Below are 24210 nucleotides of genomic sequence, written 5' to 3'. Positions count from 1 at the left end.
TCTTTTCACTCGTTCTTAATCAAGAATATTCGTTAGTTCGAAATCAACATCAAAAAACTACTTGAAATCGATTTATCCGCCGTAAAATAAAAAGACCGCATCATTTGATTTATGATACGGCCTCTTTACTTAGGTAATTGAATGGGTTAATTGTGCAGCACCTTATTTATACTAAGGCCGCCATCGCTTGCATCGCTGAAATAGAGGGAATATATTTTACCGGCCTGTAGCTCTGCGATACTAAAGTTGCCAATGTTTTTTCTGGAGGCGGTTCCATATAGTTGCACCGATAATGTTCCCGGATCAACATATTTGTAACCGCTTGCAATGTTCCTGCTGATATTGGTTACCAGGTCATCGCCCGACGCATCTTTGATATTGATATCCGATGGCGCGTTATCGCTTAAATGGATAAACTTAATTTTTACCTTGCCGTTGTTAGGCGCGGCCAGGTCATCTTCAAAAGATTTAACCCTGGCCGATGAGCCTTTGCCCGCCATATATACCGTAAAGCTTACGCCGTTAGTGGTATAAAGCTCGCCGGATGCGTAAACATTGCTTGATCCTTCATCTTTAAATTCCATAACCAGCCTTTTTCCGGAGGCTGTGGTGATGTAGGGCGAAGCGTTGGTGTATTTAAGTCCGCCGCTTACCAATACCGAGTTGGCAATAGTAAAACTCTGCGGCCCCGAGGTAGATGCCGCATTAACTACTTTGATGTTGAATTGCCCCGAGGGGTCGATAGTGTTTTTTTCGCATGACGAAAAGGATATCGCGGCTGTAAGCAGGGCTATGCCCGTTAACACTTTCTTATAAATTGCTGAAGTTTTCATGTTGATTTTTAATGCTTTTTTCATGTAGAATGATAGTTTCTGTGATTTCGTTTATCCGGCCGGGGCTTACATATATTTTACTTTTATGTCAACTTTGGCCGTAGCTTTTAAATCGACTTTAAAGTCGTCGAATGCCGGCTTTTTGAGCTTTTCCATAAAGAAGTTGGAGAAGCCGAAGCCTTCTTTGGGCATTCTTATCAAATTCTTGTCGATTTTGCCGTTCCCGTTTTCGTCGTCGATGAGGGTTATACCATAAGTGCCAGGTTCAAGCCCTAACATTACCGTGAGCGTGCCGTTATTGAGCGGCTTTTTATCGAATGTGAATTTTTTGTAAGGCTGTTCATTGTCGTAGCTTTCGTTATCCTTAAAAACATTAAGAATGATTTTGCCTTTCTGGGACCTGATCCCGGTAACCTTTACCGGTGTTTCCCGCACTTGTGTATAAGAAGCCAGGAAGATAAACAGCAAGCCTGCAAGCATGTTAAGGCATAATACAGTGGTTTTTTTCATAGTTGTAAAATTTAATTTTAACATTATTTGAAGGCGAAGGTATTGGCACTGCCTATAGCGGGTTATCAAAAACATAGCGAAACGGGCATAATTGCACCCGAAGGTTATGCTCATGAATTTGAATGAAACGTGCCTTTATGCAACTGGCCGCCTCATTGACGAAATACAGTGCTTTGAATTGATTAAGAAAATCTGCGTGCCGGTGCTTTTGATAGCTGCTAATTTTGGAGTGGCCGGAGAGGCAGCTTAAATTGAAGTCTCCGGCCTGTTCAATTGCCTTTTTAGCCTGTCGCCCGGGCGGTTGGGCGTTGGTTTTGCCCGCTTCGGTACATGATAAATGCATACGTATAATCTATTAGCTACATTTGTTTTATATGCAGGAGAGTTTGCCCGTAAAACGTTTAAATCGCTTAAGCTGGTTACTATCGGTAATTATCGGCGTTATCTTTTATCTTATCATTTCCCGCAGTGGTTCTACCGAGCCGGTGTTGCCCTATACATTGTTAACCATGTCGGGAATTTTAGTGGTTGGTTATGCCGATGTAGGTTTGATGCTCCTTTTACTGCCGCGGTTTCAGGTGCGGTCAAAAAAATTTACGATATACCGCCGCTTGTTAACTTACCCTGCAAGTGTATTTATTTACCTTGCGCTATGGCCCGTATTTGCTTATGTAGCCCATAAAAAATGGTCCTTTTGGGATATTGGTTTGTTTTTTGCCTTTGTTGGCTCCGGTATCGTAATTAATACCATGATTATGATTTTGCACGATTCGGTTTTGTTATACGAGCATAAACTATACAGCGAGCTGGAGCTCTCCAGGCTAAAGGCAGCCAATGCCGAAGCTACCAACCTGCTGCTAAAACAACAGATACAACCTCATTTTTTGTTCAATGCGTTAAATACATTGAAAGCGTTATATCATAAGGATGTGCAAACTGCCGATACCTATATTGTGCACATGGCCAACTTTTTAAGGGCATCCATATTTCATCATACATCAAACGTATCCAAACTGGAAGATGAAGTGAGCCTTTTATTGGATTACCTGGAAATGCAGCGGATAAGGTTTGGTACCGCCCTCAATTGCTCAATAACGCTGCCCGAAGAAACTTTAAAAGCATACTACCTGCCGTCGTTTTCGCTGCAGCCGTTGTTGGAAAATGCCATTAAACACAATAATTTTACCCGTGAAGATCCACTTTGTGTAACCATTAGCCAACATGATGACTGGCTGGTTATCAGTAATAACCGGCAGGTAAAAAACATTAAAGTTGCATCAACCAATTATGGCCTGGCCAACCTGGCCGAAAGATACCATATATGGTCGGGGGATGATATTATCATTAATGAAGAACAGAACTCGTTTTCGGTATCTATAAAATTGTTAAAAAATGAACATCGTAATCATTGAAGATGAAGGCCTGGTTGCCGATGACCTGGAGCTGAACATCAGGAAACTGATGGATGAGCCTGTGGATATTGTACAAATCAAGTCGGTAAAAGAGGGCCTTGCATATTTTAAAACAGCCGATGCGCCAGACTTGATTTTTAGCGATATCCAATTGGGGGATGGGCTTAGTTTTGAAATTTTTGTTGCCGGATTGGTAGCCGTGCCCGTAGTTTTTTGTACTGCTTATGACGAGTACGCCTTAGATGCTTTTAAGGCGAATGGGATAGATTACATCCTGAAGCCATTCACCAGTAAAACGCTGAACGATGCCCTTCAAAAATACAGGCGGTTAAAAGAGCTGTTCTCCACAGACCAAACACCACAGTATGAAGCCCTGATACAGATGCTGGCGCGAAAAGAAAAGGAGAAGGCAGCTTCGGTGCTTGTTTATCACCGGGATAAGATCATCCCGGTTAGCCTGGACGATATAGCCATGTTTTACCTGGCCAACGAAATTACCCACCTGCTTACGTTTTCGGGAAAAACGTTTTATCCCAATAAAAACCTTGATGAGTTGGAGCGTATCTCCGGCAATTACTTCTTCAGGGCAAACAGGCAATACCTGGTTTGCCGGAAGGCTATAAAAGATGTATCTAATTTTTTTTCGCGAAAACTTTCTATAAACCTCAACGTGCCATTTGCCGAAAAGGTTATTGTCAGCAAAGGCAAGGCACCGCAATTTTTGAGCTGGCTTGCAAAAGGCTAATATGTATTGATAGCCAGCTATAGTTTTCCAATGAAACTTTCGACACTTATTTCAACTTTTTTTGCTCCGTCTTATTCCGTTTCCGTCTTATTCCGTTTCCGGCTTTAATTTGCCCGTTTCGGCTACGTTTTGTTATTAAACCCTGCGTGTATAATGCAAATTTGATGACTATGGGTGCGCGGTTAATAGCTACTTTAAATATAACCAGCCAATTCATAACGAAAATTAATGTTAATCGCTTCGTCGCAAGAAAACGGCCATGTTTGAAATTTTTAAAACTAATGTTAAAAACCCGGCGCACGCAACTGCACTGGTTGTAGTACTGCAACATTATTTGCCTTTTGCCGAAATAAACTTTGACCTGGATGATTGCGATAGCATACTGAGGGTGAAAGGTGAAAAATTTTGTACCTCAAATATCATTCAGTTACTGGCCGACCTTGGCTTTGAGTGTCATATATTAGAATAATAGCCTGTTGAGTCGCCAACCCGCTTTAAGCTGCCGGACCGTCGAATCACAACCCATAATGTAAATGAATCCCGAATGCTTTGATCCATACACGCTCACAAGCCATTTATGCCAGTTTGATTAACACAATCGAACAAAAAATTTAATCTCTGAAAATATTTTCGATTTCCCTTTAATTAGCGTTAGATTGGTATAGTTGAACGCACAGGATAAACGCATCTAAATAGCTAATGGAATGAACCTATGGTGTTGGGAAGATATAAGCATCAAACAACGCCTTGTTTTATTGGCTGATCCTGGTTAAATGATCCGACTACTTAAGGGACTTGTATTGGCCAACAACAGGCACACGTGTTTGGATGCGCCTAAATTGAACGACAAGTTTAGTGTTAACCATGATTAAATATAAAATATTGATTATCAGTAGTTTGTAAATAAATTGCCTGAAATGTGTTAAGTTATGTTAACCCAATTAGATGCGTTTTTCCTGAGTTGAACAATACTTAACAATGCCGATAAATTAATGGTAAAAGAGGGTTTCGAATTAAAAACCACCCAGCCTGCTACCGGACTTGCCGACTTTGTGGAAAGCTTCTGGATGATCCGGAATGAGTCGGCTAACGCCAGGGAGATTGTTGTGCTGCCCGACGGGCGGTTTGATATTATATTTTCTGTTGCCGCCAACCAGCCTTTTCATGCCACGCTGCGGGGCCTCGATACCCAGCCCGATCAGGCCTCAATTCCCGCCCATATGGTGATGTTTGCCGTCAGTTTTAAACTATTGGCTATTGAGTACCTGCTGGATATTAAAATGGCTTCTGTATTAAATGAAGGGCGGCGCTTACCGCCAGGGTTTTGGAACATCACCGCTGATGACCTGGGGAACTTTGAAACCTTCTGTCAAAAAATTTCGGCAACGATGCTCGGCCTTGTTAAAAGCGGCATCGACAACCGCAAGCAGAAATTGTTTCGCCTGATTTATGCTTCCAATGGGTCGCTAACTGTTCAGGAACTAGCCGGCAGCGTAGGTTGGAGCAGCAGGCAAATCAACCGTTATTTTAATGAGCAGTTTGGCATTTCTTTAAAAGCATATTGCAATATTTTCCGGTTCAGGGCATCCCTGCAGCAAATCAGGGACGGTAAACTTTTCCCGGAGCAGAATTTTGCCGATCAAACACATTTTATTAAAGAGATAAAAAGGTTTTCAGGCGTGGTGCCAAAAGAGTTAGCCAAAAATCAAAACGACCGATTTATACTATTATCGGCTTTGCCTAAGGGGTAGTTTTGCCTACATGAACATTCAACACAAAAACATCGCGATTATTGGCGGAGGCCCGGGCGGCTTAACACTTGCACGGCTTCTGCAACTCAAAGGTGCAAACGTAAAAGTTTATGAACGGGACATCAATGGCGCAGTAAGGCTGCAGGGCGGCGCGCTTGACCTGCATGCTGAGTCGGGTCTGGCCGCTTTAACTAAAGCAGGCTTGATGAATGAATTTAAAACCCACTATCGCCCCGGAGCCGAACTTGTGCGCGTAACAGACAGCCAGTTGGCAATTTACTCAGATCAGCACGCCGAAATAAGTACCGAAAAATTTGGCGATAAAAATTACCGTCCCGAAATTGACAGGGGGCCACTTAGGCAGATTTTATTGAATTCGTTATTGCCAGGCACCGTTGTTTGGGACAGCCACATTGTATCCATTGAACAAATACAGGACACCTGGAAGCTGGTTTTTCAAAACGGCAACACCATCATGGCCGATTTGGTTATTGGCGCGGATGGTGCGAACAGCAAAATAAGGCCATTTGTTACAAGCATTAAACCCTACTGGACCGGTATCACCATGTTGGAAGGAGCCCTCAAAGATGCTGCAAAAACAGCCCCTGTAATTCATCAGTTGTTAAAGGGCGGAAAAATATTTGCCTACGGAAACCAAAAAACGCTAATAGTTAGTTCAAAAGGCGACGGAAGTTTTGGTTTTGGCGTCAGCTTTAAATCCAATGAGTTTTGGGCGAAGGAAAGCGGCATCAACTTTAATGATAACCAGCAGGTATTGGCCTGGTTTAAAAAGGAGTTTGCAGAATGGAGCCCGGTTTGGTGGGAACTGTTTGAAAGTGCCGACACACTGTTCATCCCCAGGCCCCAATACTGTATGCCACTTGACCAAAAATGGGACGCCAAACCCAACATTACGCTACTGGGCGATGCGGCCCACTGGATGCCGCCCTTTGCAGGTGAAGGCGTTAATATGGCCATGCTGGATGCGCTGCAACTGAGCGAAGCACTTACTGATGCCAAATTCAGTGATACCCGGCAGGCTATCGCCCATTATGAAAAGCAAATGTTCGCCCGGTTTGGCAGAATTGGGCAGGATACCTTATTCAACACCGAATGGATGCATCAACCCAATGCTTTAAAACACATGCTGGCGATGTTTGGTAAAAACAAACTCAAGCAAGGGTTATTCATCGGTAATTACCTTATGAAAGTGCTGGTGGTGCCTGCCATCCGCAAAGCGATTGGCCTGTCTCCTGTCCAAAAAATATTCCGATGAAGTGCTCCCGGGCTTTAAGCAAAAAATGAAGTAATAAAGCTGTTCTCAGCAATTATTACTTCATTTAATAGGTTTAATTTGGGGTATTACCACCTGACTATCCAATCCTCTTCCTTAAAAAAGATAAAGGCAAAATCAAATACCCATCGATGTCGTTTTTTTGCCAGCCTAACATATTGAACGGGCTGGCATGTTGCTGCAGCCACTGTGTGTACACATCTCTCTAAGTAAAGAAAATTGTCATTTCGATAGAGCATACGTGGGGTTGTGCGGGAGAGCGAAAGAGAAACTATCTCTTGAGCGTAGCGAAAAATCTTATACGATTTGCATCGCACCACGCAAGTTTGCAAGCATGACGTATAGGATTTCTCCTCACGCCAACGCTCAATGCCCGCCCCAGTTCGTTCGAAATGACAACTGGTTTTATTAATTGATAAGACCCAAAAGATGTGTACACACAGTGGGTTGCTGCAGGGAGCAAATACTATTGCTGATGGTAAATTGCTGCAAACTCTTTGGCATAGTCGTTCAGCTTATGCGGGCTTAACTCCGGGCGGTGTTTATAATAATCCTCATAGAGCACACCATTCAGTCGCGCGGCATTCATCTCGGCGAAACCCCTGGCCGTCTGCGGGTTCATGCCGAAGCTTACGAGTCTGTTTAAAAACGCCTCATCCGGGATTGCTGTCCATTGCAGATCAGGCTTACCCACCGCCTGACCTAAAACTTTTGCTACCTCATTCGGAGTCACCTCATCGCTGGCAATATAACGAACGGTACGGCCTGCAAATGGCTTGTCAAATTCTTCGGCAATAACACTGGCAATATCCAGCGGCGAAACCCATGGCTCTTTGTTATCGCCTCCGTAATTACTTACAATTGTGCCCTGGGCCTTTATGGTAGGTATAAATGCCAGCATGTTATAATAAAAACCAACCGGGCGCATAAACTTAATGCTCACGTCATTGGCCAATTCGTTAAAAATCTGTTCTGCTTTATAATGGAACCCCAAAAGACCAACGCCCTTATCGGTATGCGCCCCAATACTGCTTAAATGAATAACCTTCTTAACGCCTGATTGCTGGATAGCCTTTTGGTAATTTTTGCATATTTGGATAATGGCGGCTGTTACATCCAAATTTTTATCAAAAAAAGCGTTTGGCGCAAGTGATTCCATACAGTATACGGCATCCGCCGCCGCGAAAGTGGTCGTTAAAAAATCAACGTCTTCCATAGACCCGATTGCTGCTTTCGCGCCGATATTTTCAATCTCGGCCTGTCTTTCCGGCCTGGTGCTGATGACGGTTACCTGGTGCCCGCTTTGTACTAATTTTTCTGTCAACGGTTTGCTAATGTTCCCTAAAGAACCTGTAATGATAATTTTCATAATGTTGTGTATTTAACACTACAAAGGTTGCTATCGCCCGCCGGATAGATTTAACCATATCTTCGTTTGTTGTATCCAAAACTATAGTTCACAACAAATTCAATATGCATTCTTTAAAATATTTAAACTCCCTTTAAACGTGCAAGTCATGGCCGCCCGGCGGAAACCGGGTACATGGAGATGAGGTAACTTATTTAGTAGGAAAACAGTATTGAATAGAAATTAACAAGGATTGGTAACATCGACCCGCTATCTGCCAAAACATCGATTGTTTTAATTGAAAGAGTGGCGAAACTCCAGCGGCGATAAATTAGTTTTTGTTTTGAATAATTTGCTGAAAGATTGCAGGTGCTCAAAACCCAGTTCGTAAGCAATTTCGCTGACAGACAGGCTGGTGGTTGATAGCTTCTCCTTAGCGAGTTCAATTAGTTTGTCGTGAAGATGTTGCTGTGTGCTTTGGCCCGTAAGCGACTTTAGCAACCCGCTGAGATAACCGGGCGAAATATTTAAATTTTCGGCAATATAGGCCACCCCGGGTAAGCCTTGTTTAGCAAGGCTGCCGCTGTTGAAATAGGCAGAAAGCAGGTCTTCTAAACGCGTTAGTATCTCGTGGCTGGCAATCTTGCGGGTGATAAACTGGCGTTGGTAAAAGCGTTCTGCATAGGTAAGCAAAAGTTCCAGCTGCGCAATGATCACATTTTGGCTAAACCGGTCGATATTGGCATGATACTCCTGCTCAATGTTTTGTACAATGCCTGTAAGCATGTTTTCTTCCTTATCAGAAAGGTACAGGGCCTCAAATACAGAATAGCTGAAAAACTCGTACTGCCTGATGGTTTTTGCCAGCGTTGTGTTCCATAAAAAATCCGGGTGTATCAGTATCATCCAGCCCTCGGGCCTATGCATCGTGCTCTTTTCAAGTTCAATACCAAAAACCTGGCCGGGTGCCATAAAAAACAATACACCTTCGTCAAAATCACTCGCCTGCTGGCCGTACTTGAATTTAGCATTGTGTACCCTTTTCATCGAAATAGAGTAAAAATCGAAGATGAGGCTGAACGATCCTTCGGTGATGGGCGGGGTAACGGTATCCATCCAAACCAGGCTGATTAGCGGGTGTTCTGGCTTGGGTAGCCCCGCAGCCCGGTGATATTCGGTGATGGTTTTGAACCGTAAAGGCTGATTGCTGCTCATATGTCAATATACCTATTTTTTGTTATACACCGCGGCAAATTCTTTGGCAAAGTCGGCCAGTTTAACTTTACCCATCCTGGGCTGGCTACGGTGGAAATTTTGTAAGGTTTTGCCGCTATGCATTGCGGCCTGCATTTCTACCAGCGTTTCGGCCAGCTTTTGCGGTAACCGGGCCATCTTCAGCCCTTGCAGCATTTGCTTGTCTGTGAGCAATACCCATTTAAGCCAGGGTTTGCCTATCGCCGTACCGATGATTTGAGCGGCTTCGTTACAAGTCATTTCCTCGCTGCCTACGTAGCGGATGGTTTTCTTTTCGGGATGCAGCAGTAGCTCTTCTGCCACCGCATCGGCAATATCAAGGGGAGATACAAAAACCGTTCGGTCATCCCCGCCGTAGTTCCCCATCAGCAGGCCGGTTTTACCGGTTAGCAAAGCCCACAAACCAGAGTAACACAAGGTAAGGAATTTGCCCATGAGCCCTTTGCCCCGGATAAGGTCCATCGATTGATAGAAGTTGGTGTAAAAAGAGGCCGGCCGCATAACGGTGATGGAAACACCGGTGAGCGCATCAAAAACATCTTCAACATTTTCTGCTTGTATCAAATCAGCCGCCCAGCCGCTCATGACTACCAGCCGCTTAATTGGGGCCCGTTGCAGGGCCAGTGTGTAATTTTGTGCCATACGGCGTAAATAGCTACCCAGGTCTGGTTCGGTAAAACTTAGTGGTATCATGCCGTATACAGCATCAGCCCCTGTAAAATTCCGGGCCAGGAATTCAACATCGGCAATAGAGCCAATAGCCGCTTTTGCGCCTAAAGCTTCAATGTCCTGCTGTTTTTTTGGGTTGCTGCTTACCACAGTTACGGCGTGCCCCTGGCCAACTAATATTTGAGTTAATGGTTTACCTATGTTTCCTAATGAACCGGTAACAACAATTTTCATAATGATTTCGGTTTATATATTGGTGTATACGCCCTGTTCCAGGTCGGCAAGTAATGTAGGTTGTGTCGGGTGCCAGTTCAAACTGTCCTGTGTAAGTTTGCTTGAAGCCGGGCAATCAATAGCGGCAAAGCCTGCAAACCAGCCGAAATATTCAACAGCCTCTTCAGGAGATACAGACACGGCCGGAATATTAAGTTGCTTTGAGATAGCTTCGGCGATGGCCTTAAATGTAACCCCTTCTTCGGCAGCAGCATGAAACCGGCTGCCTTTGCCGCCATTTTCTAAAGCCAGCCGGTACAAACGAACGGCATCCAACCGGTGCACCGCGTTCCAGCGGTTAAGGCCATCACCTACATAGGCAGAAACACCTTTTTGGCGGGCAATGTTGATGAGTATAGGGACAAAGCCATGAAGATCGCCATCACCATGTACGGATGGAGACAAACGGATTATTGAAGTTTTTACACCCAGCGCAGCGGCGCCATCTGCTGCTGCTTCCGAAGCCCGGGGAAACGCGGGATTTGGTTGCTGTATGATATCCTCGGTAGCCAGCCTGCCCGGACTAACCAGGGCGGTGCCCGATGTTATGATGAACGGTTTTTCAGATCCTGCAAGCGCCTCGCCAATGGCCCCGATAGCCAGCCGGTCTACTTCGCATACTTCTTTAAATCTGCTAAAATCGTGGATAAAACCCGCGTGGATAACGCCGTCCGCGGCTGTTGCGCCGCTCCGCAAACTATCCAGGTCCTCCAGGTCGCCGTGATGCACCGTGGCTCCTGCCGCCGACAGTTTACTTGCAGCAGCCTCCGAACGGGCAAGGCCCAAAACCTGGTGACCAGCACCTAATAATTCCTGTACAATGGCAGAACCGACGAAGCCCGTGGCCCCTGTAACAAATACTTTCATAAGTTTAGCAATTTTTGATGAAACAAATGTCGGTTGCAAGGGCACAACGGATTTAGCCGAATCTGCTTTTGATTTAGCCAAAACGATTACCCCGGGGTTGTGGATGTTTGTGCAAACATTGTACAAACGGGCGATCAGGGAGAATTATTGAGGGAGAATAAAAAAGTATTTGGATTGGAATGACAACTATAAAAATCCTTGTCTGCTTTGTTATCCGTTAGATATACATAAAAGGCCAGGCCTGCTACAGCCGGTATACCGTGGGAGGCCCTATCCGCAACGCTATCCATTTTGAGTTATGCAAGGTGGCCATAAAAGTGGATAACAAAGTATTTCACACCGTGCTGGCTATCGTGTTCCTGGTGTATGAATTTTCTTATATCCTAAGGTTGTTTTAATACAAAAAGGGTATCCCGGTTAAGCGATACCCTTTGGCAATTCTTTAATACCTTACTATCTGCAAAAAAGTACGGGATTATCTTTTCCGTGATCGTTGTCGTCTCCGGTAGTCAGTTTGCGATAAGTGGTTAACTTAAGCATGTATGCACATGATGGCCAGTTTTCAAACAACGGGTTTATCACAATTGATGATGCAGCAGGTGGATTGTTGAGCACAATTTGCGAGGCCGCACCTCTTGGGGCATTGCCGGATGGGAAACCGCTAACATAACCTGTGGCGTTTGACCATACACTGATACCCCAGCTGGCTAATAACTCATGATCAATAGTATAATCAATATGGGCTGTTGTTTTAACCGGCGAGCATCCGCTTAACCCGTTACTGTATAACTCTTCCAGCTTAATCAGGTTAACCTCGTCCCAGTTGTTTACATAAATTTTTCCGATGATTGATTGTGTTTTCAGGTTGGGCGATGCGGCGTTGGCCGGGTCGTCTGTAGTTTGAAATTGCAGGTATAAGATTTTGCCGTTTTTTTGATCGGCCATACCTACAGCATCACCCGGGTTTAAACCGGCGCTTGCACTCCCTCCGCCAATGATGGAGTTGGTGTTTAAGCGCACAAGCGGACCATAAAAGCCATTATCCATTGCAGGCTGGTCAACCCTTATCCAGCCATTGGCATCGGGGTTTATGATATGCGGCAGTATGGGGTTAGGATAATTATCGGCAGGGATGCTATCCTGTGGTGATGCCGGCAAAATGGTATCAACAATTACATCCTGGAAAGCTACAGCACCGTTCCAGGTAATTTGCCGGGTAGCCACTTTAAGCTTGCTATCCATTTGGGCGCTGGTTACCGCGTTAAAGTTTACATTATCCAATGAATACCTAAAGCGGTAATAAAGCGCGCTTGATGGCGCTGTGGGTACTTTTTTGGTAGCGTAACCTTTGAGGTTTACAATACCAAAGAAACCATAACCAACACCGCCCACCGCGCCGGTAACGCCTGCTTTAGCAAAAAGTGTTTTGCCTGATGCATCAATATCTGATGTGATATTAAATTCCCCTACTGATGTAAACCAAGGCACATCGCTGGTATAAATGCCGCCATCTTTTATGCAAAGTTTTACGCAGAAACAATTATGGGCGTTGTGCCTGTCGGTTTGGCGGCCGCGGGTACGGTCTTCCTGCAATAAAACCGCGCCCGACGAAGATTCCACCCTGAAATAATAGTCCGGGCCGGCTGGCCACTCTACATTTAAAAACGGCGAAAGCAGCGTTTGCCTGAAATTGGCGCCCGGATATACAATGGTAAATTTGCCATTGCTATCTGTATAGGCATTACCCAAGGTATCGTCCTGTATCAGGTCCACGTCGTAAGCAAATACTTTAACACCCGATATTGGCTTTTTAGTTTCGCAGTCGGTTACTATTCCGCAAACTACCCAGATGTCTAACAGGGTAAGGATGCGGCAAAACCATTTAGGGTCTATCCTGTATTCAAAAAAAGCAACCTGCCCGCTTTCGGTTTGCTTGAAAGCCGGTTGCAGGGTAGTGATATGAAATTGGAGTGAAAGGTCTTTAGCGTGGTGTGGCCCAATTTTTATAGGGGTATTGCCGCAATACCAGTCAACATCAAGCGTACCGCCATCGTAGCCGCTTTTGTCGCCTATCTCAATCACAAAATCGCCGTTATCCTGCAGTTTGGCTTCGGCTATAAACAGTTTTTCTTTTTCTTTCAGTTCTGCATCGGTAACCTGGTGAAACGTTTGTTTGGCATCGGCTACGGCCAGGCGGGTTTCGTTGGCCCTATCAAAGGTTTTGTAAACCTTTACCGAGTTGCCCGATACCGGCAGCTCGCAATCAGAACATAGCAAACCGCGTAGGTTGCCTTTAATAGTAAAGCTCATAGGTTTTTGTTTTTAGATTTTTCTTCCCGCCTACTCTTTGATTGGATTTTCGGCACGCTCCATAACTTTTTACAGCCCTGCTGTTTTGTTATGTCAAAGGTTTCACTAAAAAAAGCCCCTATCAACGTTGCTACTACTGTTTTATGCCCTATGATTGTACGCGATTGAAAACGTACTACTACAGTTTTTGCTGCGTAGAAATACGCGGAGGGGGATGATATTTAAAACAGGATAATTCAATAAACGAAAAAAGCGTCTTTTCCGTAGGAGAAGGCGCTTTTTTCGACCTGGAAACTCCTTATTGATATAAATAGGTGTCCGTCAAATGTTGCATTGCCTCCTGGAAAAGGCTGTAAGCAGTTGCCTCATCGTTATTGTTTATGGAAGCTATTGATGTTTGAATATACTTGTCATAAATCTCTTTAAATATAACGGCCTTGTTTTGTTCTTTATCAATAGCCTCAAGCAGGGATGCAGATATCGTATAATACTTTTCAATCTCGGCGCCGTTGAATTTTTCCTGTAATATTTTATCCCTGAAACCCCTCAGCACATTTAGCTGGCCGTCAGCTTCTTTGCCGGCAAAGTTGGTTGCAATACGGGTAAGGGCGCAAGGGTCTTTTCCTGTTGTTGGACAGCCTGATGAACCAGGGCAAGGATAAGATTGATCACCTATATAGAATGCATTAGTTTCTGGATAAATCAGCGCTTTATAAGGATAATTCATCTCGATATTGTATCCAAAAGTATAGATTAAGTTATCATTAACTGCCTCTTCAGCAAGAGCCGTCAATAATTTCCTGCCTAAAAACGATCCGCGGTTAATTTTTGTGTAATGCATGCCCGCATCCAGCTTCTTAAGGTTAAGCACGTGGTTAAAAAGCACTTGCCAGGTTTTTTCTAATGAAATCACCTCGCCTGTATTGGTGATAAAGCCATCCTTTTTAATAACTGCATTTGGCAGGCTGTTGTTCATGGTGTAATTGGCCGGTATGAGCACCAGAATCCTTGATGATGGGTCATTTACATCGGTAAGGCCGTTCATGAATTTAATGCCCGATACGTTGCTGTCACTAAGAACAGTTTCAACGGCCGATTTAGACAGGTTTACAAAACGGGTTTCTGATGGAAATTTAGCCCTAAAGTTTTGAGCAAGTTCCTGGTAAAGGTTTTCGGTAATGAATTCGCCTACAGTGGTAGGGTCAAGTACGGTACTCAACATTTCTGTTTTCATGTTAATTGGTTTATGGTTTAAGATTTGATTAATTACTTATTGATGTATTAATACAAATGCAATATAAAATATATTTATTATAATAAATATATTTATCCCGTAATAAAGTTGTTAATATTTGTTAAACGCCAATCCCCTGGCTGCCATTTCAATTTTATCATAAGTTCATATCATGCCCACGTAGTACTACAGTTTTTGCTGCGTAGAAATACGTAATATCCACCCGGTGTAAAAAACAGATAAATTCGCTATTGGCTGTAAATGAATAGCTTACAAAAACATGTCAAATAACGAGACAACCGCCAAAACCCGTGGCCCTGTTGAAATAACAACTTATTAATCTTAGTTTTAGCCAAACTAATTCCTAACCCTCTATACTAAATCAACAATGGAAACCAAACCAACAAGAGACACCAACCCAATTACCGGCGATGAAGGCGCCGCCATCGATCTTGAACTTGCAGCTCAATGGACACGAAATCACAGGCACAGACATCCTAATGATACCGTTTCACAATTTTTCGGTAACAAAATCCTTAACCATATCCTGCAACAGGATGGTTGTATGGGCATACGCATCTACTATGCTAATGATGAAAAACTTAGCGGATGGCAAAAGTTCTGGGTATCAGTAAGTAATTTTATTTTATCCGTTTTTGCTAATGTTAAAGGTCAAAAACATTTTGTAATAGTAGGAGTATCTGCCGATGGTGAAGATCAGTTACCAGATGCAAAAACCGGTAAGATATCAACACCAAATGGACACGCCGAGTTGAAAACATTGAAACTTGCAGCAACAGCGTCGACATATACAGTTGGCGATATGTCTGTGCCGTGCCCCGGTTCTTCTGGCTGCCCTCAAGGCAGTGCACTTAGTGGATCTTCAAAGTCGTAAATAGCTTATTTTGATATGCCTTTAGATACATGGTTCGCCAATATTTCAGTGATATCAGGTTTTGCACCTGTGTTAGTCGCGTTGTATTCCTATCGGCAATTGAATAAGACCCTAAAAATAGCGTCTTTATATCTTTTGATCAATTTTTTGGTTGATGCGGGTATGTGGATTTCATTATATCAATGGAAGGTAAGAAATACAATGCCAGTATTATATGGATTTGTAGTAGTTAGTGTTGTGCTTTTGGGGCTGATGTATTACAATATCTATGTAGAACGCGCCTTAAAGAAAACCGTTGTAATATTGAGTACCGTTTCAATACTTATTACATTATATGATGCACAAAACCTATTTATTTATCCGTCGCTATCTATAACATCATTGAGTTTAATGTTGATTATCTTTTCAATAATTTATTTTTATAAATTATTGAATCCATTAAAATATATCGACATTGAGAAGCAAAGCCTCTTTTGGATAAATGCAGGCGTGCTGTTTTATTCATCTGTAAACATATTTTTGTTTATGCTACTTACCCACATACCTGCCGAAGATCAGCACAATTATTATATGATAAACAGTTTAACCAACATAATTGCAAACATATTATTTACAGTAGGATTACTTTGCCAGCCCCGGAAAACAACCTGATCCCGGTATTAATTATCGGTACATTAGTGGTGGTTGTATTAATCACCTGCTTATTTTTTTTCGTGATTATTTACCAGCGTAAAATGATCAAAAACCAGGTTGAATTGCGGGCCTTGCATGACGCGCGCCAAAGCGACCTGATGGCTGCAGTTTTTGAAACACAGGAAAGCGAACGAAAACGCCTGGCCGAAGATTTACACGATAGCGTAGGCCAGGTGTTATCGGCTATAAAGCTTAACCTGCACCGGCTGGATAAAAACTGTACCACCGATACCACCCAGCCATTACTGGCTGATACCCGCAGGCTTACCGACGAATGCATACAGGAGATACGCAATATTATTCACAACGTTTTGCCACCTGTACTTACCGATTATGGCCTGCTGGTGGCTGTTGAAGCCCTGGCAAGCAAGGTGGAGCAAACTACCCACATCAAGGTAAAGTTTAGCAAAAACATGCCCGATCAGCGGTTTCCGCAAGAGATTGAGCTTACGCTTTACCGCATAGCACAGGAGCTTTTTGGCAACGCTATTAAACACTCCGATGCATCGGTTATCCACCTTTCCATTAACCGCGAAGGCAATTTTATGGTGATGGAATTTAAAGACAATGGCGTTGGTTTTAACCTTCCCGAAGTAAAAAGAGGCTTTGGTATTAAAAACCTCGAGAGCCGGGTACAGCTCATCAACGGCGAAATTAACATTTATAGCAAGCCATTAAGTGGCAGCCTTACCACTATTAAATTAAAAATAGTTTAGTTTTGTATCTTTAATCTATCTTTAGCCAACTATTTGTTAATCAATGGGTACAATTAAATTAGGTATAGTAGATGATCATAAAATTTTCAGGAACGGTTTAAAAGCCACCCTTGAAGATTGTGAAGATTTTGACTTAATACTTGAAGCTTCAAACGGTAAAGAATTGATGGGTTTATTAACAACCCAAACTCCCGATGTGCTTTTAATGGATATTAAAATGCCCGAAATGGACGGTATCCAAACGGCGGCTTTGGTACATCAGCATCATAAAACCATCAAAATACTTGCGCTATCGATGTTTAACGAAGACAAGTATATTGTTGATATGATGAAAGCCGGGGCATCTGGCTACCTGCTAAAAAATGCCGAACCGGAAGAAATTATCGAGGCTGTATCAACGGTGCATAACAAAGGTTTCTATTTTAACGAACACCTGTCCATCACCCTTATTAAGCAGCTGGTAGGCAACGATCACTCCGAAAGTATTGCCGCAAACAAAGCCGACTTAAACGAACGCGAGGTTGAAGTACTGAAATTGGTTTGCCAGGAATACTCAAACCAGGAGATAGCCGATAAAATTTTTCTGAGTGTACGTACTGTTGAAGGTTACCGGGCGCGTTTATTTGAAAAAACGGGATCAAAAAACCTGGTGGGCCTGGTTATATACGCAATAAAACGCGGTATAATTAATGTAACCTGATTTTAGGCCGATAGTTTTTTGGCGCTGCTGGCAAGGTTACGCATAAACCTTTTACGATAATTAAGCGGGCTTAAATTCATTTTGGCCTTAAACATTTTATAAAAATGGGATACATCGCCAAAACCGCTCTCGTAGGATATTTCTGATATCGGCTTATCGGTTTGTACCAATTGCTGTATGGCGTAATTAAGCCGGTACTCAATTATAGTTTCCATAAACGTTTTGCGGGTTACTTTTTTAAAGTACTTGCAAAAAGCATTGGTGGTCATGTTCGCAATACTTGCTGCGGCATCTAATGATACCTGTTTCCTGAAATTTTCTACCAGGTAAGCAAATACGGGATTAATGCGTTCCTGCTCGGCTGTTGAGCGCTCGGCTATAATGCGGTGCTGATCAAGCAAAATATATTCGTCAGATGATGCCAGGCGCTGCAATATCTCTAGCAAGCCTATCAATACCCTGAAATTGCTTTTTTCTTCAACCAGGCTTTGCAGCATTTGCTTTACATCCTGCTGCGTTTCTGAATGGAATGATATCCCGCAACCGCTTTTCTGAAAAAGCTTTTTAATGTGCAGTAATTCAAATTTGTTAAAAAAGTCGTCGCCCAAAAACGCGTCATTAAACTGAATCACAATGGCGCTTGCATCCTCGGGCAACACAGTGGTTATATCCAGTTTCCAGCAGTGGGGCAAATTGGGGCCAAGCAACACCAGATCGCCGGTTACAAAATCTTCCATATGACTGCCCACATACCGTTTGCCGCTTCCTTTTAAAATACAAGTTAACTCATATTCAGGATGAAAATGGTACGGCGCGTCAAATGCCAGCTTATCAAATTTTTTGACAAGGAACGATTGACTAATGGAGGGCTGAAGAACTTCGAACGAGGCTTTTATCATTGCATATTTTAACGTAGAATTTATTAAAAAGTTAGCTTATGGATAAAATAATCCATAATTACACCATTCATTTCATTTTTTGTCAGCTAAAGTTAAACTTACTTTGAATATAAACTAAAAAAAATATGAATACAAAGGTTTCTGATCTGTTAGCGCTGGATGATTTTATAAAATTACCGGAAGAGAGCATTCTGGAGTTCCGTGAAAAGGGGCATACCTTAATTCAAAATATACTCTCAAAAGAAGAAACAGCAGCTTACCAACCGGTTATTGTTGACGCTGTTGAGCGATACAATACCGAAAAACGCAAACTGGAAGACCGGGATACCTACGGCAAAGCATTTTTACAGATTATGAACCTATGGCAGGTAGATGCCAACGTAAAACGCTTTGTTTTTGCCAAACGGATGGCCAAAATTGCCGCCGAGCTGATGGGGGTTGAAAATGTACGGTTATACCATGATCAGGCCCTGTTTAAAGAAGCCGGCGGAGGGCCCACCCCATGGCACCAGGACCAATATTACTGGCCTATAGATACCAACAACACGGTAACCATGTGGATGCCACTGGTTGATATTGATGTAGATATGGGCATGCTTACCTTTGCATCAAACTCTTATACTAACGGTGCAGTATTTAACCATGAAATATCTGACGAGTCGGAATCGGCATTTGATGATTATGTAAAGGAGAAAGGCTTCCCGATTAGCAGGGCTCAAACCATGAAAGCCGGCGATGCCACCTGGCACCGCGGTTTTACCATCCACAATGCGCCAGGCAACAACTCCGGTAAAATGCGCGAGGTAATGACCGTAATTTACATTGCCGATGGTGCCCGTATTACACCTTATAAAAACGAGTGGCAAAAAAACGATCATCACAAATGGCTTATGGGCAAACCCATTGGCGAACTGATAGATTCTGAACTGAACCCAAAATTACTTTGACACGATTTACAGGATTTTTTTCTGAACTCGGATTAAGCAGATTTATCAGATTTGATTTGCAGAAAGAATCATTTATAATCTGATAAATCCGACGAATCTTGATTCAGACCAATTGAACAATCAGAATCCTGCCTAATCCTGTAAATCGTGTTTATATGGTATTTGCCACCCAAATAGCATCCACAAACCACTTTTTACCGTCAAAAAATTGGGTCAAGGGCACAAAGCCTGCGTTAATAGCAATCTGATCTGTTTGCATGATGGTGAATTTCTGAGAAATCTCCATATAGATGTATTCATCTTTTTGAAAAGAGATTGTTTCTTTACCGCCGATGGTTACCAGTTGATCTTCCAGGCTTATAAGGTAGCTTTTGCAGGCGCCTGAATCCGGATCGTAGGTTGGATAATGATCGAATTTGGCAACATCAAAATTGCCCTCTAATTCGCGGTTAATACGTTCCAGCAGGTTAAGGTTAAATCTTTTGGTGATGCCATCTTTATCATTATAAGCGGCCAGTACCACTTTAGGATCTTTTTTAAGGTCCATCCCAATCAGTACCATATCCCCTTCAGAAAGGTGATTGCGTAATTCCCTGCAAAACTCAATAGCTTCGGGCACGGGCATATTGCCAATGTTCGACCCTAAAAAAAGCACCACTTTTCGTCTTGACGATATGGAAGCTGCTTTTTTAAGCATATCAAAATACTCCCCATTAAGACCGGTAATATTCAAGCCGGGTAAAGTAACAGGCAAAGTAATATTGAGGTACGAGATTACATTATCCGATATATCAATAGGCAGGTAAGTAAACTCTGCCTTTTTATCCAGCAAATCTTTCAGCAGGTAGGTTGATTTCGTGGCGTCGCCGGCGCCCAGTTCAATCAGGTCAAAAGCATCACCATCGGCAATAAGGGCGCTGGTAATCTCGTCTGTCTTTTCCGAAAATATTTCCATCTCGCAATTGGTTGGATAATACTCTTCGCAGTTCATCAGTTCCTGAAAAAGCTTATCGCCATTGGCATCATAAAAATACTTTGAATTTAAACGCTTGGGTGTTCCGCGCAAGCCGGTTATAACATCATTATAAAACGAATTTGTTTTTGGGTTTGATGCCGCCGTTAAATTTGTTTGTGCAAAGGTTGAGTCCATATCTTCCTGTTTTGTGCGGTTACCTTGCAAGCCTGATGCCGGTAAACTGCCAACGTAAATGTGTTTGAAAAAAATTGCGGTAAGTTATCCTGCTGTGGCCCGGCGATGTTGCTTCTGATGCGCCACGCAATACTTTTTGGTTTACCATAAACTTGCCGTTATACTCGCCGATTGCCCCCGGCGCCTTTGCAAATCCTGGATAGGGGAGGTATGCGCTTTCTGTCCATTCCCAACTTTTGCCCCAGCTGAAATTTGTTGCAGCGGCCTCCCACTCAAATTCAGTAGGCAGCCTTAGTCCTTTCCACGAGGCGTAAGCATACGCTTCAAAATAGCTGATATGACAAACCGGGCCCGTTAAGCTAAGCGGTTGTAAGCCATGGTAAGTATAATTGTGCCATTCGTCGTCAATCAGGTGCCAGTAAAGCGGAGCTTCAACCTTATGGGTATTCACCCAATCCCAACCCTCGGCATGCCAGTGGCGAAAATCGTGATATCCGCCGCTGCCAATAAAATCCAGGTATTCGGCATTAGTTACCAAATTGGGGCTAATTTCGTATGCATTTAAATAAACCTTATGCCGGTTTAGCTCATTGTCAAAACAAAAGCCTTCACTATTGTAGCCTATCTCATAAACCCCTTCATCTATCTTAATGAAATCTGTGTTTTCAGCCGCGGCGATTTTTGGTGATATATAGCCATCGTCATAAGCCGGAAATAGCGGGTTATGCCCTAAAATGTATTTAATATCTGTTAATAAAAGTTCCTGGTGCTGTTCCTCGTGATTAAAGCCCAGAATGAGCAATTCCTTCACTTCTGCGGATGGTTCCTGGCACAGAAATTTGGCCATGGCTTCATCTACGTATGCCCGGTACCGGTAAATATCGGCAACTGTAGGGCGGCTTAAATTACCCCTGTCGGTACGAATAACGCGGTTGCCTACCGTTTCATAGTAGCTATTGAAAACGTAATTGTAGTTTGGGTTAAATTCCTGGTAGCCCATGAAATACGGCTTCAGGATAAAGGTTTCAAAAAACCAGGTAACGTGCCCGATATGCCATTTAGGCGGACTAACATCAACCACAGGCTGCACCACGTAATCTTCAGTTTGCAGCGGGCTGCAAATTTGCTCCGTTCGCAGCCTGACTTTTTTATAACAATCAGCTAAATCCATCTAATTACTTCCTATTCAAATATCGTTTAAGGTTTGAAATTGTTTTAATATTTAACCCTTTTGCTTGCTGCCTGCGCATCATTAATGCGTAGGCATTATTAAAGCCAATAGGCTTGAGCCATTTTACCTGGTATCGTTTTTCAAACTCCTGCTGCACATAATCATAAGTGCTATCCTTACTTTTTGATACTTCGGCAACCGTTTTTGGTGATGCCTGCAAAATGGCCAGTAAGCCCGTACCTGTGTATTCCGGGTAAAAGTCTATCTGGTCATTAGTTAAGGCATCAAAACAAATTTTTGTACCCCCCAGGCCGGTTTTGGTAGCCACATCATAATTGGTATAACCCTTTATCAGCATGCTGTACATGTTGGCCAGGATATATTGCTCGCCAAATATTTTTGAACCTATACGAATGATGCCGGCGGCTCCCTCGCGGGATGTTTTATATAGTTTATTCGCTTCCAGAAAATCCTTCGCAACCCTTTCTGGGCTTTGGTGAAGATAGTCGGTACGGTAGTTTAATTCCGTCATAATGGAATCATTTATTTTGCCCGAAAGCAGGTTTAATGTCTTTTCCAGGTCAGGATATTTTTTCAGGGATTCATCGCGCACAATGGGGGCAGCATAATACGGAGGAAAAATATTTTTATCATCATCTAAAACTACCAGGTCATAAGCCTTTAACCGGCCATCGGTAGAGTAGCCGCTAATTACATCCAATTGTTTTTCAAACGCCGCCTTGTACATCACCGCATCGCTGATAACCACGGTGTGGATTTTTAAGCCGTATTTACTTTGAAGCCCCAGGTTGCCATCCTGCCTGCCCATAAACTCGGGCGTAAAACCCGCTGTAAGCCTACCGCCGTAAGCCGATGGAATAAAATACAACGATGATAGCACCGCCAGCAAAACCGGCAATGCGTAAGTGCTTTTCTTTATTTTTTTAAAATTGAGTTTCTGCAGCCGCGACAGCAGGAAATCAAATACGATGGCCAGCAAGGCTGCCGGTATAGCGCCCGCTAATATCATATTGGTATTGTTGAGCGAAATGCCGCCGAAAATAAACTCGCCTAAGCCACCCGCGGCAATATATGAAGCCAATGTTGCCACGCCTACATTTATCACCGTAGCGGTGCGGATTCCGGCCAAAATAACGGGCATGGCAAGAGGTAACTCCACTTTAAACAAAATCTGCCACTTATTCATTCCCATGGCTACAGCGGCCTCCTTTACAGAGGCATCAACCCCGGTAATACCCGTATAGGTATTACGAATGATTGGCAGCAGCGCGTAAAGCAACAAGGCTACAATAGCAGGTTTGGCGCCAATACCCAGCACAGGAATCATGAACCCCAACAGGGCGATGCTGGGAATGGTTTGCAAAATCCCCGCTATGCCCAGCACAGGGCCGGATAATTTTATTTTACGGGTAATGAAAATACCCAACGGCAAACCAATAATTACGGCAATAAAAAGCGAGATGAAAGTTAGCCCAATGTGCTGCAGCGTTTGCGCAGTAAGCTTATCGGCCTGCTGGCTCATAAACTCAAATAAGGTTTGCTGATGCTCATTCATGACCCTGGTTGTTTTTATACTGATAGAAGCCTGCCATCAACTGGTCGAAGCCTACATGTTTACGCTCGCCGGTATCGTTAATTATGCTGATGGTTTCGTGATCATTAAACTTAAACCCCTCGAGCGCCGACCACACATCAATATTAGCGGCTAATGACAAACCATCTGCCTTTTTGTGCGAACTGGGTAGCAAATCCCAAATATTACTTAAACGCACGGCCCTGAACTCCAGCTGCAGGCGTTGATCTTTCAGAAAACTCTCTACAAATTCATTTGCCGGGCTAAATAGTAACTCGGCAGGTGTGCCCGATTGAACAATTTTGCCTTTATCCATCAGGCAAATCGTGTCGCCAAGTTCAAAAGCCTCCTGCACATCGTGGGTAACCATAATGATGGTTTTACGCTTCAATTCATCTAGGGCTTTAAATTCTTTATGAATGGTTGACCGGGTAACATTATCCAACGCGCCAAAGGGCTCATCCATCAGCAAAACCGGAGGGTCTGACACCAGGGCCCTGGCCAGCCCCACACGCTGTTGCTGGCCACCACTTAACTCGTTGGGATAAACATGCAGATAACGTTTGTCCAGGTGTAATTTCTCCATCAATTCTACAGTCCTGTTTTCCGTTTTCTTCTTATCCCATTTTAGTAGCTGCGGCACTATGGCAATATTTTCGGCCACGGTATAGTGCGGAAACAAGCCGTTGTTTTGCAGCACGTAGCCAATGCCGCGCCTTAAAACTTCGGGCTGCTGCTCAAATATATTTTGATTGTTAATGTATATGCTGCCGCCGGTAGGATCAATTAACCGGTTAATCATTTTAAGCGTTGTAGTTTTCCCGCAGCCGCTGGTACCCAGCAAAATCAAATTTTCCCCGGGCTGCACCTCAAACGAGATGTCATCAACGGCTTTAACCTTCCCAAACTGTTTGCTTATGCCGTCAACTTTAATCATGCGGTAAA

23 protein-coding genes are annotated in these 24210 nt (G+C 43.4%); 10 read left to right on the top strand and 13 right to left on the bottom strand.

Annotation, left to right across the window (positions count from 1 at the left end):
- Window positions 1-146 precede the first annotated feature (146 nt).
- Window positions 147-833 carry a DUF4397 domain-containing protein gene (locus tag AC1DU2_RS05895; RefSeq protein ID WP_477383309.1) on the bottom strand — a complete coding sequence of 229 codons (687 nt, stop codon included), beginning with the start codon at window positions 831-833 and terminating at the stop codon, window positions 147-149.
- A 66-nt stretch (window positions 834-899) separates the two neighbouring features.
- On the bottom strand, window positions 900-1343 hold the full coding sequence (locus AC1DU2_RS05890; RefSeq protein ID WP_477383308.1) for a DUF2141 domain-containing protein: 444 nt from the start codon (window positions 1341-1343) through the stop codon (window positions 900-902).
- A gap of 374 nt (window positions 1344-1717) precedes the next feature.
- On the opposite strand from AC1DU2_RS05890, the gene AC1DU2_RS05885 reads away from it, so the two are divergent.
- The 5 genes from AC1DU2_RS05885 to AC1DU2_RS05865 all read left to right on the top strand — a co-directional run bounded on the left by AC1DU2_RS05885 (window position 1718) and on the right by AC1DU2_RS05865 (window position 6527).
- Window positions 1718-2755 carry a sensor histidine kinase gene (locus AC1DU2_RS05885; protein ID WP_477383307.1) on the top strand — a complete coding sequence of 346 codons (1038 nt, stop codon included), beginning with the start codon at window positions 1718-1720 and terminating at the stop codon, window positions 2753-2755.
- Complete coding sequence (locus AC1DU2_RS05880) at window positions 2736-3500, top strand: LytR/AlgR family response regulator transcription factor (RefSeq protein ID WP_477383306.1); 765 nt, start codon at window positions 2736-2738, stop codon at window positions 3498-3500. The genes AC1DU2_RS05885 and AC1DU2_RS05880 overlap by 20 nt, the downstream gene beginning before the upstream one ends.
- Window positions 3501-3759: 259 nt before the next feature.
- The gene (locus AC1DU2_RS05875; protein WP_477360406.1) at window positions 3760-3969 is read left to right on the top strand and encodes a hypothetical protein; all 210 of its coding nucleotides are present in this window, start codon (window positions 3760-3762) and stop codon (window positions 3967-3969) included.
- 523 nt (window positions 3970-4492) lie between these two features.
- A complete protein-coding gene (locus AC1DU2_RS05870; RefSeq protein ID WP_477383305.1) occupies window positions 4493-5251 on the top strand; it encodes a helix-turn-helix domain-containing protein in 759 nt (252 codons plus the stop codon).
- 10 nt (window positions 5252-5261) lie between these two features.
- The gene (locus AC1DU2_RS05865; RefSeq protein WP_477383304.1) at window positions 5262-6527 is read left to right on the top strand and encodes an FAD-dependent oxidoreductase; all 1266 of its coding nucleotides are present in this window, start codon (window positions 5262-5264) and stop codon (window positions 6525-6527) included.
- Between the two features lie 484 nt (window positions 6528-7011).
- Here the strand turns inward: AC1DU2_RS05865 and AC1DU2_RS05860 are convergent, their stop codons facing one another.
- From AC1DU2_RS05860 to AC1DU2_RS05835, 6 genes are all read right to left on the bottom strand, one after another.
- On the bottom strand, window positions 7012-7914 hold the full coding sequence (locus tag AC1DU2_RS05860) for an NmrA family NAD(P)-binding protein (protein WP_477383303.1): 903 nt from the start codon (window positions 7912-7914) through the stop codon (window positions 7012-7014).
- A gap of 273 nt (window positions 7915-8187) precedes the next feature.
- Window positions 8188-9108: a helix-turn-helix domain-containing protein gene (locus AC1DU2_RS05855; protein ID WP_477383302.1), complete on the bottom strand. Its 921-nt coding sequence runs from the start codon at window positions 9106-9108 to the stop codon at window positions 8188-8190.
- A gap of 12 nt (window positions 9109-9120) precedes the next feature.
- Entirely contained in the window at window positions 9121-10050 is a 930-nt protein-coding gene (locus tag AC1DU2_RS05850; protein ID WP_477383301.1) for an NAD(P)H-binding protein, read from the bottom strand.
- Window positions 10051-10062: 12 nt separating this feature from the next.
- The gene (locus tag AC1DU2_RS05845; protein ID WP_477383300.1) at window positions 10063-10956 is read right to left on the bottom strand and encodes an SDR family oxidoreductase; all 894 of its coding nucleotides are present in this window, start codon (window positions 10954-10956) and stop codon (window positions 10063-10065) included.
- Window positions 10957-11409: 453 nt separating this feature from the next.
- Window positions 11410-13266, bottom strand: coding sequence for a transthyretin-like family protein (locus tag AC1DU2_RS05840; protein WP_477383298.1), 1857 nt, complete (start codon window positions 13264-13266; stop codon window positions 11410-11412).
- Between the two features lie 298 nt (window positions 13267-13564).
- The gene (locus tag AC1DU2_RS05835; protein WP_477383297.1) at window positions 13565-14500 is read right to left on the bottom strand and encodes a hypothetical protein; all 936 of its coding nucleotides are present in this window, start codon (window positions 14498-14500) and stop codon (window positions 13565-13567) included.
- 388 nt (window positions 14501-14888) lie between these two features.
- On the opposite strand from AC1DU2_RS05835, the gene AC1DU2_RS05830 reads away from it, so the two are divergent.
- The 4 genes from AC1DU2_RS05830 to AC1DU2_RS05815 all read left to right on the top strand — a co-directional run bounded on the left by AC1DU2_RS05830 (window position 14889) and on the right by AC1DU2_RS05815 (window position 17504).
- Window positions 14889-15395 (top strand): hypothetical protein, encoded by a 507-nt coding sequence (locus AC1DU2_RS05830; RefSeq protein ID WP_477383296.1) that lies wholly within the window; start codon window positions 14889-14891, stop codon window positions 15393-15395.
- Between the two features lie 201 nt (window positions 15396-15596).
- On the top strand, window positions 15597-16046 hold the full coding sequence (locus AC1DU2_RS05825) for a hypothetical protein (protein WP_477383295.1): 450 nt from the start codon (window positions 15597-15599) through the stop codon (window positions 16044-16046).
- An 83-nt stretch (window positions 16047-16129) separates the two neighbouring features.
- Window positions 16130-16804, top strand: coding sequence for a sensor histidine kinase (locus AC1DU2_RS05820; RefSeq protein WP_477360383.1), 675 nt, complete (start codon window positions 16130-16132; stop codon window positions 16802-16804).
- Window positions 16805-16847: 43 nt separating this feature from the next.
- Entirely contained in the window at window positions 16848-17504 is a 657-nt protein-coding gene (locus AC1DU2_RS05815) for a response regulator transcription factor (RefSeq protein ID WP_477360381.1), read from the top strand.
- A 2-nt stretch (window positions 17505-17506) separates the two neighbouring features.
- Here AC1DU2_RS05815 and AC1DU2_RS05810 read toward each other — a convergent pair whose 3' ends face one another.
- On the bottom strand, window positions 17507-18403 hold the full coding sequence (locus AC1DU2_RS05810) for an AraC family transcriptional regulator (RefSeq protein WP_477383294.1): 897 nt from the start codon (window positions 18401-18403) through the stop codon (window positions 17507-17509).
- 125 nt (window positions 18404-18528) lie between these two features.
- Here AC1DU2_RS05810 and AC1DU2_RS05805 point away from each other — a divergent pair, with 125 nt between their 5' ends.
- Window positions 18529-19350 (top strand): phytanoyl-CoA dioxygenase family protein, encoded by an 822-nt coding sequence (locus AC1DU2_RS05805; RefSeq protein WP_477383292.1) that lies wholly within the window; start codon window positions 18529-18531, stop codon window positions 19348-19350.
- Window positions 19351-19501: 151 nt separating this feature from the next.
- On the opposite strand, the gene AC1DU2_RS05800 is transcribed toward AC1DU2_RS05805, so the two are convergent.
- The 4 genes from AC1DU2_RS05800 to AC1DU2_RS05785 are packed head-to-tail and all read right to left on the bottom strand — an operon-like array spanning window position 19502 to window position 24202.
- On the bottom strand, window positions 19502-20500 hold the full coding sequence (locus tag AC1DU2_RS05800) for an L-histidine N(alpha)-methyltransferase (RefSeq protein WP_477383290.1): 999 nt from the start codon (window positions 20498-20500) through the stop codon (window positions 19502-19504).
- A 19-nt stretch (window positions 20501-20519) separates the two neighbouring features.
- Window positions 20520-21671, bottom strand: coding sequence for an ergothioneine biosynthesis protein EgtB (gene egtB / locus AC1DU2_RS05795; RefSeq protein WP_477383288.1), 1152 nt, complete (start codon window positions 21669-21671; stop codon window positions 20520-20522).
- A 4-nt stretch (window positions 21672-21675) separates the two neighbouring features.
- Entirely contained in the window at window positions 21676-23247 is a 1572-nt protein-coding gene (locus AC1DU2_RS05790) for an ABC transporter permease/substrate-binding protein (RefSeq protein ID WP_477383286.1), read from the bottom strand.
- Window positions 23240-24202: an ABC transporter ATP-binding protein gene (locus AC1DU2_RS05785; RefSeq protein WP_477383284.1), complete on the bottom strand. Its 963-nt coding sequence runs from the start codon at window positions 24200-24202 to the stop codon at window positions 23240-23242. The genes AC1DU2_RS05790 and AC1DU2_RS05785 overlap by 8 nt, the downstream gene beginning before the upstream one ends.
- Window positions 24203-24210 lie beyond the last annotated feature (8 nt).

The organism is Mucilaginibacter sp. P4_C11, assembly GCF_056402115.1.
This window is presented reverse-complemented; position numbering and strand designations above follow the sequence as displayed.